This is a genomic window from Pseudomonas sp. GW458-11-26-14-LB4 (genome assembly GCF_059423925.1).
The window spans coordinates 1-12318 of sequence record NZ_JBWKYU010000032.1 but is presented as its reverse complement, the minus strand read 5'-3'; the positions used below and the strand labels follow the sequence as shown (position 1 = coordinate 12318).

At 63.1% G+C, this 12318-nt stretch carries 9 protein-coding genes; 4 read left to right on the top strand and 5 right to left on the bottom strand.

What is annotated here, in order from left to right; genetic code table 11:
* Positions 1 to 35 precede the first annotated feature (35 nt).
* From AC07XZ_RS28205 to AC07XZ_RS28195, 3 genes are all read right to left on the bottom strand, one after another.
* Entirely contained in the window at positions 36 to 1106 is a 1071-nt protein-coding gene (locus AC07XZ_RS28205; RefSeq protein WP_371921044.1) for an SCO family protein, read from the bottom strand.
* A gap of 17 nt (positions 1107 to 1123) precedes the next feature.
* A complete protein-coding gene (locus AC07XZ_RS28200) occupies positions 1124 to 3931 on the bottom strand; it encodes a multicopper oxidase domain-containing protein (protein WP_102688554.1) in 2808 nt (935 codons plus the stop codon).
* A 158-nt stretch (positions 3932 to 4089) separates the two neighbouring features.
* Positions 4090 to 5538: a sensor histidine kinase gene (locus AC07XZ_RS28195; RefSeq protein WP_102688530.1), complete on the bottom strand. Its 1449-nt coding sequence runs from the start codon at positions 5536 to 5538 to the stop codon at positions 4090 to 4092.
* 318 nt (positions 5539 to 5856) lie between these two features.
* Between AC07XZ_RS28195 and AC07XZ_RS28190 the strand changes: the two genes are divergently transcribed.
* From AC07XZ_RS28190 to AC07XZ_RS28175, 4 genes are all read left to right on the top strand, one after another.
* Positions 5857 to 7203, top strand: coding sequence for a hypothetical protein (locus tag AC07XZ_RS28190; RefSeq protein ID WP_085748456.1), 1347 nt, complete (start codon positions 5857 to 5859; stop codon positions 7201 to 7203).
* A 35-nt stretch (positions 7204 to 7238) separates the two neighbouring features.
* Positions 7239 to 9473, top strand: coding sequence for an Ig-like domain-containing protein (locus tag AC07XZ_RS28185; RefSeq protein ID WP_102688529.1), 2235 nt, complete (start codon positions 7239 to 7241; stop codon positions 9471 to 9473).
* Between the two features lie 70 nt (positions 9474 to 9543).
* Positions 9544 to 10008, top strand: a complete 465-nt coding sequence (locus tag AC07XZ_RS28180) for a curlin (protein ID WP_064595177.1) — start codon at positions 9544 to 9546, stop codon at positions 10006 to 10008.
* A gap of 26 nt (positions 10009 to 10034) precedes the next feature.
* Positions 10035 to 11486: a curlin gene (locus AC07XZ_RS28175; RefSeq protein WP_102688528.1), complete on the top strand. Its 1452-nt coding sequence runs from the start codon at positions 10035 to 10037 to the stop codon at positions 11484 to 11486.
* A gap of 191 nt (positions 11487 to 11677) precedes the next feature.
* Here AC07XZ_RS28175 and relB read toward each other — a convergent pair whose 3' ends face one another.
* Together relB and AC07XZ_RS28165 are read right to left on the bottom strand one after the other, a co-directional pair.
* Entirely contained in the window at positions 11678 to 11905 is a 228-nt protein-coding gene (gene relB, locus AC07XZ_RS28170) for a type II toxin-antitoxin system RelB family antitoxin (protein ID WP_102688527.1), read from the bottom strand.
* A 72-nt stretch (positions 11906 to 11977) separates the two neighbouring features.
* A partial coding sequence (locus AC07XZ_RS28165; RefSeq protein ID WP_102688526.1) for a DUF6124 family protein occupies positions 11978 to 12318 on the bottom strand: 341 nt, incomplete at its 5' end.

Here is a 12318-nt window from a genome sequence, read left to right as displayed (position 1 = left end):
ACCGTGACACACGGTTCAATGATGCTATTTAGCCGCTACTGCATTCGACTCACCGTTTCGCTGGCAGAAGCCGGTTTTACTGGCGTCAATGCCCCGTCGGCCAAGGGCTGCACGGACGGATGCTGACGCTCGGTTTCGGCACTCAGAAAGTCGATGATCGACTGCGCCGAGGCCTCGTCCAGGCGCAGATTGGGCATCGGGATACGCTCGTATTGCTCGAACAGTTGCACTGCGATCGGGTCCTTTTCAGCCAGCACGCGATCCGGTTCGCGGATCCAGCGATTGAGCCAGACCGCGTCACGCTGACGGGTCACGCCGATCAGGTCCGGGCCGATGTTGCGCATGCCGATGCCTTCGCCGTCCTGCGGGCCGAGGCTGTGGCACGAAGCACAGCGGGTGCGGAACAGCTCTTCGCCATTGCTCGGCGGACGAATCTGCGGGGCATCGGCATAGCTTTCTTCGCTGCTGGCCTGCTTCCAGTTCTGCAGCGTGTTGGCCAGTTGGTCGGCGAGGATCCACGGGTTCTCGAACGGCGAGGCTTTCATCCAGCGCCCGGTGCTCTGGTTGCCGACGATCAGGCTCAGGTTGTGGTCCTTGGTGCGGCCGTTGTCGACGCCTTCGATGAACAGCCCGAGCTTCTTGCGCAGCTCGGTGACGTCTTCGAACTCGCCGGTGAGGAATTTCCAGCCGGGGCCGACCTTGAAGCGTTGCGCATAGGCCTTGAGCACTGCGGGGGTGTCGCTCAACGGGTCGATGGTGATCGAGTAGAAAAAGATGTCTTTCCCGACCCGGTCCCCCAGCAGTTTCTGCACCTGGCGCAGGCGCGCGGTCTCCAGCGGGCAGGAGTCGCTGCACGAAGTGAAGATGAAGTTGATCACCACCACCTTGTCTTTGATCAGGTCATCGAAAAAGCGCACCTGCCGACCGTCCTGGTCGGTCAGCAGGGTGTTGGGGAAATAGTCGCCACCCCACGGGGTGGCGGATTCACTGGCGCCTTCGGGCTGCGTCTGATGGGCGATGAGCACCTGACTGCCGAGCAGGCAGGTGACCAACACCAGAATCAAGTGCATGCCCAGGGCGCGGGAGCGCGGCGTTGGCTGGGTCATGTCGGCTCCCTCCCTGCTCATGGTTTCACGGTCACTTGCGGGCCGAAGCCGTCGCCAGTGCGGAAGGTTGGCAGTGCGGCGGAGTTGACGTAGCGCACGCCATCCCAGCTCGGCAGCGGTGTTGGCATCAACTGCAGCTGCCCGGGTTTTTCCAGGTCCCAACGCAGCAGCATCGAGTTGTCCTCATGCTGGGTGTTGTGACAGTGCTCCATGTAGGTCCCGGCAAACTCGCGGAAGTTGATCGCCATCTCGACGTTGTCCAGCCCGTCGGCCTCCGAACCGATCCGGTAGACGTCCTTGCGCGCCCATTTTTCCCATTCAGGCGGGGCCTTGCCGCCACGGCTGAGGATGATCCCCTCCTCGAAGTGCACGTGCACCGGATGACTCCAGCCCGTGCCGCCGGCCTTGATGTTCCACACTTCCAGGGTGCCGATGCCGCTGACTCCGGCGTCGGTCGGGCCGCTGGCCAGTTTGGTCGAGGCATTCAACCGGCGTGGGTCCATGTGGAAGCCGAAACCGCTATCGGTCTTGATCGTCCACGGCGCTTCATCGGTGCCGTCGGCGCGACCGAAGGTGAAGGTCCGGTGCAGCGCCTTGGCCAGCAGCGCCTTGTCGGCAGCGTTGTCACGGTGGATCTTCAGCGGAATCATCACCAGGCCTTCCGCCTTGCCCGGTTTGGCCGGTTCGTAGGCCGCCGGGTTCATCGACAGATCCTGGCCGGTATAAGCCTTGACGTTGAGTTGCAGGACCTTGCCTACCACCGGGTCACCCCGATCCCATTGCGGACCCTTGCTGGTCTGTTTGATGACTGCCAGGTATTTCTCCGACAGCACGTCGGCCAGCGGGATCACTTCTTTCGGGCCCTTGCCGTCGTCCTGGGCTTGCAGGTTGACGAAGAACAGCTTGTCGCCCGGTTTGATGCCGTTTTTCGCGAAGTTGACGATGATGTCGAACCGCTCGGCGATGCCCTGGGTCGGCAGGATCGCGTTGTGGTTCTGCTTGTCGCCGTCGGCATCCAGGTCCATCGAGCCGTCGAACGGCACGCTGTGTTCCATGATGTTGCCGTCGTTGGCGATCATGTGGAACGGCACCCGGCTGTACGACACACCGGAGTTTCTCGGCCCCTGGAATTCGCCGCCGGTGCCTTTGACTTCACGCACCAGGGCGAGCTTGAAGTAGCGCGACACCGAACCATTGAGGAGGCGGAAGCGATAACTGCGCGCCCGTACGTCGAGGGTCGGTTTCCACTGCCAGTTGACCAGCACCTGATCGCCGATGAAGCCGTCGGTGTTGAACGGGTTGAACCACAGCTGACCTTGCTGATCCCAGGCCTTGTCGGCGAACACCAGATTGACGTCGTAGTCGCGGTTGCCCCACGGCAAGGCGCTGCCGCTGGGGAAACGCAGGTTGACGCCGTCGTTCACCGATTCGTTGCCACGGTCCAGGGCGCTGTAGTAGTTCATCATCGCCGCGTTGCCCTTGTAGACGTTCTGCGCGGTGAAATCGAGCATGTGGTCGTGGAACCAGTGGGTGCTCATGGTTTCGCGCCAGTCGCCACGAATCCTGATGGTGCCGTGGTCGCAGGTCTTTTTCGCAGGCTGCAGGTCATTGACCCACAGGGTTTCCCCCGGCGCGCACGGGAACGCCGCGCGTGGGTCTTCAGCCTTGGTGTTGATGCTGTCGTAGCCGGCAAGCTGGATCGGCCAGCGATAGTCGTAGTACTGACCGGGGAAGAAAAACGCGTTGGCATAACCATCGCTTTCCGCCGGCGCGTGGCCGTTGTGCTCGTGGGTGGTGATGGTGTGCAGACCGAAACCGCGGTTGGCGGAAGGATCGATCGGCAAGCCGTTGTAGTGACGCATCAGCACTGGTTGGCCGTAGCGCACCATCAACAGTTTCGGCGGCAGCGTGCCGTCGAAGGTCCACACCGAGTTGTGGTCCTGCACCGGCATCGCCGGGTGGAACCGTGGGTCGACACCCTTGGCCGTGCCATCGGTCGCCGGCACGCCCGCGACGTTGTGGTACAGACCGCCGGGGCCGAATTCGCCCACCGCATAACCGTGCATCTGCCGACTGTCACGCAGACCACCGTTCAGCCGCGCGCCGGTCTGCACGGTCTTGTAGGCGACTTGCGGGTAGAACTCGTTCCAGCGCTGATGAGCCCAGCCTTTTCCCGGTGGCCGGCCTTCGGCGGAGGAACCGATGTGACGGTTGAGAAACAGTTCGATCTGCGCCTGCCAAGGGTTGCGGTCAACCGTGTTGGCATACTGGCTCGGAAATGGCGTGAGCCCCGGTTGACGCAGAAACGCATCCAGCGCCGTGCCGGGAGGCGCGCTGCGGGCGATGTTGTTCGGGTCTTGCGCCGGCGCCGGACCGATGGCGGCTGGCGGAAAACTCAACGGCGCGGCCGGTGTGGTCGGGTCGAGTTTTTCCGGGCCGAACTCTTCGAACAGCACCAGTTGCTGAGTGAACGGCTGGGCACCGTACAGCGGGCTCGGCTTGCCGTTGGTGGGGTAATTGAAACTGGTCTGGACGGTGGGCGGCAGGATGTTTTCCGTGCGCGTCGTGTTGCGCGTGCCTTTGACCCCGTCAGGCAGATCGAAGGAGTCTACGTTCGCCTCGGGCATCGTCAGGATTGCATTGAGCGCGCCAGCGCGGTCTTCGGGCTCGTCGTAATAGGCCGACGGGTCGGACGCTTCCGGCTGATTCTCGTCGTCGATCGGGCTCGCTCGGACCGCGGACATCTGGCCCAGGGTCAACATCAGAAAGACGCTCAGTGGCGTCAACAGAAACAGTTTTCTGGGGTCACGCATTGCTCTGTCCATCATCAGCCGCCTCATCTAAGGAAGGGGTGATGGTGTTTTGCAATTACCTCGCCAAAAAATCATTTCCAGTTGTAACAGGGACTTGCACGCGCTGTTGCATTCCCCACTCCCCGGTGACCGGGGCCTGACACCCACTGCTGGGGGAAGTTCACCCCAACTTACTGGATGAGCTGAAACGCCAGACGAACGGTGGTGCCCTCGCCTTCGCGGCTGTCCAGGCTCACGCCCCCGCCGAAGCGCTCCATGATCCGTTTGACCAGCACCAGCCCCACGCCAAGGCCGCCCTGCTTGGTGGTGAAGAACGGCCGGAACGCCATGCTGCGCTGTTCCTCGTTCATGCCTTTGCCGGTGTCGCTGAGCATGACGCTCACGCCACGGCTGTCGCTCGGTTCGAGGGTGATGGTCAGCGTGCCGCCCTTGTCCATGGCTTCCAGCGCGTTGGCCAGCAGGCTGTTGAGGATTTGCGTGAGTTGTACCGGCTGGCTCAGCACCATCGGCGTCTGCTGAGGTTGAAACACCACCTGCACGCCGGCCCTGGCGATCTGCTGCTCGAACGCCATCAGGCTGTCGTGCAGCGCCGCCACCAGGTTCACCGGTTCCGGGTCGTCATTGAGCGGTCGCAACGATTGCAGCAGTTCGCGCACCCACTTCGACATGCGGTCGACTTGGCCGATGATGTCCTTGATGTTCTTCTGTGCCGGCCCCGCGTCGAACTCCAGCGCCAGCTCGGCGCTCGAGCGAATGGTCGCCAGCGGGTTGCGCAGACTGTGGGCCACCGCCGAAGACATCTCGCCCAGCGCGACAAAGGTTTCGTTGGCGATCAGTTGTTTTTGCTGGGCCGCCAGCAGAATCGCCGCCCGCCGCACGATCCAGTACAGCCCCAGGTAAATCAGCCCGCCGCCCAGCGCGGTCGCCAGCCAGATCAGCGTCAGCCCGCGTTCCATGCGGGCGATCAGGTCCTTGGGCTCTTTATAGATCTCGACCATCGCCGTGACGTTCTTGCCCTCGGCGTCGAACAGCGGGATGTAGTTTTCGATGAAGATGTATTCCGGCGGCACCACGAACTTTTGTTCTTCGCGGGCCTTGTCGACGTCGTGATAGCTGGCCGAGACCGGGATCTTTTCATCGAAGGCCCGGTCGAGGTCTTCGTCGGCATGAATCCGGGTGTTGATCAGCGCCGGGTTGGTCGACCAGATCACGGTACGGTCCGGCGCATAAATGTTGGCGAGGATCACGTCCGGCAAATGCTCGATGTGATCAAGAAACTCGCCTCTGGCGCTGGCTCGGGCCTGCGGGTCGACATCGGGAAAATCGTTGTCCTGACGAGGGTCGAGCAACTCCCCCATGGTGCGGATATTGGGAATCGAGACGTGGCGCACTTCCGCCGACGCGATGGCCTGAATGAACTGCGCGGTCAGCAAGGCATCGCGCTGCACGCTTTCTTCGATCACGAACCGTGTCGACACCGCCCCGAGCGCCACCGCCACGGTGCCGATCACCGCCATGCTGATCAATGAAAACCAGCGCAACAGGTTGAACGGCTGCTTGCGCGAGTTCAGCCGCTGGCTGCCCTCCTCGACCGGTAGCGTTTTTGACTGCATGTTCATGGCGGCGACTTCCCGATACGTCCCTATAGGGTTATAGCCCACGGTTGGGTGTTTGCCCGGATGCGGGGGGTGAACGGCCCCACGTTCGGCCGATTTCCCGGTCAGGCGAAAACCGCCAGGCGTTCATGCCCCCACAATCCCCAATGCTGGGGACAGTCGCCCTATCCGGACGTGCGTCCTTCCCCCCCACGACAAGCCGCGAATCCTTGCGCCACGGGCGTTTGCCGCCGTTTGGCCCGTCGTTGGTATGGAAGTTGTAAAGCCCTCTGCAACTGACCCATCCCCAAGGGGCAGGTACCTTGATAGAGGGATTAACTCATGCACCCTTTACTGTCCAAAACCGCGACCGTCCTGGTCGTGAGCGCTTTGGCCCAGGGCATTGCCCAGGCCGCTCTGTTCGCCGTCGACCCGGGTCCCTACACACCGGCCAATGGCGGTTTCGCCAGCTGGTATCAGGACAGCCACGGTCGCACCCTGGATCTGTGCCTGTCCAAAGCGCTCAGCTCCCGCGTGCCGAGCACACCCGGCGCCCCGTCGTACATGTGCTCGCTGCTGCCGACCCCCGGCGTGTTCGATGACGCGCAACCGCTCGTATTCCCCACCAACTTCCCCGATGAAGCCTTCTGGTTCACCGGAGAAACCACCGTCGTCGATGCAGCACGCGGCATCGACCTGACTTACGTCAGCGCCATCGAAGCCGCGTTCGGCGGCGGCGACCCCGCAGAGGGCGACCAGATCAGCTTCGCCCGAATCCGCATCCGGGTCGATGTGCCCACTGCCGGCACCTACGTCATCACCCACCCCTACGGCGTCGATGTATTCACCGTCGACACCCCCGGCCGGCGCGCGATCAACATGACCCGCGACATCGGCATCGGCACCCCGCAAACCTACGACGGCGCGCTCAAGGGTGACATCGGTCCGTTCCTGCGCAGCGTCAACGGGCCGTACACCGAGACCAATCCGTTGACCGGCGCGGCCGAACAGTTTGTTGGCGATCCGAACCTCAACGAAGCGGTCACCGGCAGCCCGTTCAACACCAACTACGTACGCATCGAAGGCCCGGGCGGCATCGACCTGCGCAGCACGACTTTCGCCGTGTCCGGCAAGTTGTCGACAGTAGTGCGGCCAACGCCTCTGATCACCGAGCGCAGCACCTACTCGCGCAAGCCCGGCGAAAGCGCACCAGTGGCCCAACAAGACGTGTTCGTCAAAGCCCCGCCCGCGCCGGGTACCGCCGCCATCACCAGCAGCACGCCCGTGGTGAACATGACAGAAGCCGACAGCACCGGCAGCTGGTACGCGCAATCGGCGGTCAACCCGACTTTGCCCTCCGTGCTGCAGGTGACCGCCGACAACCACCTGGCGATCGCCACCAGTTCGCCGACCACCCTGCCCATGAACCTGACCGACCTGGTGGTGATCCAGCGCGCCGAGTACAGCCTCACTTCCGGGCAATTGACCGTGGTGGCCTCGACCAGTGACGAAACCTCGCCACCGGTGCTCACCGCCACCTCCGGCACCGGCGCCACCATCGGTGCGCTGGGCGGTGATGGCGCGGTGAAAACCCTGGCCACCGGGATCACGCCGATTCCACCGGCCAAGGTTCGGGTGACGTCGTCCAACGGCGGCAGCGATACCGAAGAAGTGGTCATCGTGCAATGAACGCTCACATGCCCAGATCCGCATCAGGAGGCATCATGAACAAGTGGCCACGCTTCGCGCTCAACGCGCTCGGGCTGACAATCTCGCTGACCGGCAGTGCGTTCGCGCAACTGGCCGCCGTCGATCCCGGCCCCTACACCTTCGCCACCGGGAAATTCCCGATGTGGTATCAGGACAACAATCAACTGTCGATGGAGCTCTGCCAGTCGCGCGCCGCCAGTTCGCGGGTGCCGGTCAGCACCCCGCCGGCGTACATGTGCACTTTGCTGCCGGAACCGGGCGTGTTCGATGACAGCCTGCCGATGGTGTTCCCCGACAACTGGCCGCCGGAAGCGTTCTGGTTCCTGGCGGAAACCGCGATCCCCAACAACGGTGCCGGTTTCGGCGTGGATGCCTACGTGGCCGGGATCGAAGCGGCATTCGCTGCAGAAAACCCGGTGGACGGCGATCAGCAAAGCTTCGCGCGGATCCGCATCCGGGTGAACGTCCCGGTGGCCGGCACCTACACCATCACCCACCCGTATGGTGTTGAAACGGTCAACGTCACCACACCGGGTCGACGAGCAATCAACATCACCAAGGACGTCGGCATCGGCGCGCCGGGCAACTTCAGCGGTGCGCTCGACGGCGCCATCGGCCCATTCCTGCGCAGCATCAACGGCCCTTATACCGAAGTGAACCCGGACACCGGCGGCATCGAAACCTTCGTCGGCGACCCGAATCTCACCGAAGCGGTGACCGGCAGCCCGTTCAACACCAACTTCCTGCGGATCGATGGCCCGTCGGGCGCCGGCTCGATTCAGACCAACCTGTTCACCGTCGCCGGCAAGGTCCTCGACAATCGTCAGCAAACCCAAGTCGCCATCGACCGCGCCACCTATCGCCGGACCTCGGCCGGTGTGCGCGCCGAAGTGTTCGCCAAGGCTGACAGCAGCTCGACCCTGTGCTTCCGCGAAACCGTGGCGTTGCTGCCCGGCCCACCGCCGACGCCGTGCCAGACCAGTCTGCTGGGTGACAACAACGGGTTGTTCTTCGGCCAGCGCCTGGGCACCGGCACCCTGCCGTCGGTGGTGGTCGTGACCGCGACCAACCCGGCCGGCACTACCCGTCCGACCGCCGTTTCGGCCAAGCTCACCGACGTGGTGAAAATCCAGACCGCCCGCTACAGCTGGGCCAACCACAGCCTGCTGATCGAAGCCACCTCGACCGATGAAGTCGCGGTGCCGGACATGGTTGCGCAGGGCTACGGACGTCTGTCGAAAACCGGCACGCTGCAAAAAATCACCGTGGCCGACCTGACCCAGCCTCCGGCGACCGTCACGGTCAAATCCGCCGCCGGCGGCAGCGATACCGAGCCAGTCGTAGTGGTCGGTGCAGCACCGGACACCGGTGAGAACCAGGCGCCACTGGCCAACGCCGACACCGGCAGCACCAGCTTCGGCGTGCCGATCACCCTCAGCCTGTTGACCAACGACAGTGACCCCGACGGCAATGTGCCGCTGAGCATCACTGCCCTCACTCAACCGGCAGCCGGCCAAGGCACCGTGGCCCTGAACGGCACCACGTCGGTGGTCTACACCCCGCCAGCCGTGGTCAATACTCCGCTGACCACTACCTTCACCTACAAGGCCCAGGACAACAAAGGCCTGGCCTCGGCCAACCCGGCGACCGTGACGGTGACGGTCGCGCCTAACCGGCCACCGACCGCCGTCGCCGACAGCGTCGCCACATTGGGTGTCGCAATCCCGATCAACGTCCTGGCCAACGACACCGATCCGGAAGGCAACACACCGCTGGGCGTCGCCAGCCTGACCCAACCACCGGCAGGACGCGGCACGGTCAGCACCGACGGCACGGTGATCACCTACACCCCACCGGCCACCGTGACCACGGCTTTCACCACGACCTTCACCTACATCGCCCGGGACAGCTTCAACGCCCAGTCGACGCCGGCGACCGTCACGGTGCAAGTGTCGCCACGGCCAGCGGCGGAAACCTTCACGATCACCACCTCGACCGTGCAGGCCCGTTCCGGCGGCCGCTTCAACTGGGACTTCGCCGGCACCTCGTCGGTGACCACCGGCAACACCATCACCGTGCAGGTCACCACCCCGACCGGGCTGGTAACGCTGGGCACCACCACGGTACCGGTGACCGGACGCTGGCGGCTGACGCTGAACAACACGCTGGTCGTGCCATCAGCCAACCCGACCGCCACCATCCGCTCGTCCCAGGGCACCGTTCGCACCATCTCGGTCAACACGCTGTGAGCCAACGCCCCGCCTGCTTTCGGGCCGGCGGGGCAACGCTCAACGGTTAACGCCCCACAGGATATTTGCCATGAACACGCCGACCGCCGCCCTGCTTTGCCTGCTCGCCCTGTGCGTCAGTGCGGGCGTGCGCGCCGACGACCTGATGGAAAACGACGACCTGGCGCCCAACAGCGCCGATCTCGGCGAACTGCCGCCCCCCGTGGGCCAGCAAGCCCTGATCGACCAGAACGGCCAGGTCAACCTGGCGCTGCTGTCGCAGAACGGTCAGTCGCTGCTGGGCAGGATCGTGCAGTCGGGCAGCAATCAGGAGGCGTACATCCTGCAACAAGGCAGCGACCTGATGGCCCTGATCACGCAAAACGGCTCCGGCAACGCCGCGTCCATCACGCAAACCGGCAGCCACAACCGTGCGCAGATTTCGCAAAACGGCAACAACAACGACGCCAGCATCGAGCAGGCCGGCACGGGGCTGCAAAGCGCCGTGACCCAGTCGGGCAACGGCATGAGCGTTTCGGTCAAGCAATATCGCTAAGCACTGCAATCATCGGAGAGTTCATCATGTTCAAACTGACGCCCCTCACCGCCGCCATCCTGGTCATGATCAGTGCCCAGGCCATGGCCGACGACAGCCTTTCCACCCAGAGCCAGTTCGGTACGGCCAACATCGCTGATGTGAAGCAGACCCAGGCGCCGTTCAGCACCGCGACCCAGACCCAACTGGGCCAGGGCAACAACGCCGCCGCCGTGCAGGACACCGCCACCAGCGTCATCACCCAGGACGCGGTCGGTGACTACAATGCCGGTTACGCCGAGCAGCTGTTCGAAGACAACAGCACCATCACCCAACAACAGGTCGGCGCCTTCAACACCACCCACGCCAGCCAGTCCCTGGGTTTCGGCGCCGGCAACCAGGCGCTGCAACAACAGCAAGGCACCGGCAACTTCTCGTTCGTCTATCAGGACTCGCAAAACGGCAGCGAAGGCAAGACCTTCCAGTTCGGCGACAGCAACGAAGCCAACATCGAGCAACTGTACGAAGGCACCGGCAACAGCTCGGTAATCACCCAGTACGGCACCGCCAACTACGGCACCGCCGAACAGGTACTGCACAACGGTGGCCAGATCGGCATCAACCAGGCCGGCGAAAACAACTACGCCTACGGCGACCAGCGCAACGGCACCGGCGGCAACATCACCATCAACCAGTTCGGCAACCTCAACGGCACCGAAATCTGGCAAGACTCGCAACTGGCCAGCCAGGCCACCGTCAACCAGTACGGCGACAGCAACGAAACCGTGGTCGACCAGAGCTTCGGCGAAAACAACACCGCCGCCGTCACCCAGGTCGGCAACACCAACGCCATCTATGCCGACCAGTTCGAATCGGTTAACTCGACCCTGGCGCTGTATCAAGTCGGCAACGGCAACGTGCATTTCACCTACCAGAACGGCGACAGCCACACCCTCAACGCCACCTCGGTGGGCAACGACAACAAGGTCTACGCCAGCAACTGGAAAGGCCCGCAACATGGCGGCCAGTTCGGCAGCAACCAGCGCGCCACGGTCAATCAGACCGGCAACGGCAACATCGCCAGCTTCACCCAGGACGGCATCGGCCAGATCATGACCACTAACCAGACCGGCACTGGCAACAAAACCACGGTCAGCCAGGCTGATTCCTACAACGAGCTGTACTTCGACCAGAACGGCAGCGACAACATCCTCATCGCCGACCAACGCGGCACCACCAACCTGGTTCAAGGCTCGTCGAACGGCTCGGGCAACAGCGCCGAATTCGATCAATCCGGCACCGGCAACCAGGCCTACACCGCGCAGCTGTATGGCAGCGACAACATGATCACCGTGAAACAGGCTGACACCATGAACGTGGCGTATGTAACCCAGGGCGGCACCGGGAACATTGCCAATGTGGATCAGAGCGGGATGACGCAGACCGCGACGATTCAGCAGTTCGGGTCGGCTAACCAGGCGACGGTTTTGCAGCAGTAAGTGTTGGGTGTTGGAAAACCGCGATCTTGAGGTCGCGGTTTTTTTTGCGCTGATGATTGGGTATTGATCGTTCCCACGTCGAGGCGTCGAACCGTCTGCGTGGGAATGCCTCAAGGGACGCTCCGCGTTCCAACTCGCGAATTTGACGCGGAGCGTCAGGGGCTGCATTCCCGCGCAGAGCGTGGGAACGATCAATTTGGTGCTGCGGTGCAGTCCTTGTTCGACGCCTCAAGTGTCTGGTACCTGCATTGAACCTCTTCCATCAATACCTGTATTTCAGCCATCACTTGCTCATGCGGAATACTTGGACGCGGGTCGTCGATTGACGCTTGGACTTCGGCACGGAACCACCGGTCGTAGCTGGCGGCCTGCTCTTCGCTTTCGAAGTCTGAAACGATGGTGGAGATCAGGGGATCCATGGTGACTCCAGTTTGAATGTGAAAAACGCGACCCGTTGCTGGGCCGCGTTTTTTTATTGGGCATGTGCTGGATCAGCCCTTCAGCTCGACGTGATCCAAGGCCTGATTTACGGCCAGTTCACCCAGCATGAGGATCTGGGCGATACCCAGGGCGGTCTTGCGGTGGGCGGGGTCGAGGGTGGCGGCGAAGTTGTTGAGCATTTCGCTGGCCGAGCCCAGGGATTCGCTGGCGTTGGCGAGCAGGGATTCGGTGTTGTAGGCCGGGTTGGCGAGGTACATCGGGGCGGGTTCGTTGACGCTGCCCATGATGTGGGCGCCGGGGCAGAGGTAATGATCGAGGGCGCGTTCGGCGGCTTCGTGGAGTTTTTTCGAGTTGACGGAGGTGTATGGGGAGGTTGGGTCGGTTTCGGGGT

Coding starts and splice junctions, on each gene's coding strand:
- AC07XZ_RS28190 (WP_085748456.1), top strand. CDS start 5,857: ATGCACCCTTTACTGTCCAAAACCGCGACCGTCCTGGTCGTGAGCGCT.
- AC07XZ_RS28200 (WP_102688554.1), bottom strand. CDS start 3,931: ATGGACAGAGCAATGCGTGACCCCAGAAAACTGTTTCTGTTGACGCCA.
- AC07XZ_RS28205 (WP_371921044.1), bottom strand. CDS start 1,106: ATGACCCAGCCAACGCCGCGCTCCCGCGCCCTGGGCATGCACTTGATT.
- AC07XZ_RS28185 (WP_102688529.1), top strand. CDS start 7,239: ATGAACAAGTGGCCACGCTTCGCGCTCAACGCGCTCGGGCTGACAATC.
- relB (WP_102688527.1), bottom strand. CDS start 11,905: ATGGATCCCCTGATCTCCACCATCGTTTCAGACTTCGAAAGCGAAGAG.
- AC07XZ_RS28175 (WP_102688528.1), top strand. CDS start 10,035: ATGTTCAAACTGACGCCCCTCACCGCCGCCATCCTGGTCATGATCAGT.
- AC07XZ_RS28180 (WP_064595177.1), top strand. CDS start 9,544: ATGAACACGCCGACCGCCGCCCTGCTTTGCCTGCTCGCCCTGTGCGTC.
- AC07XZ_RS28195 (WP_102688530.1), bottom strand. CDS start 5,538: ATGAACATGCAGTCAAAAACGCTACCGGTCGAGGAGGGCAGCCAGCGG.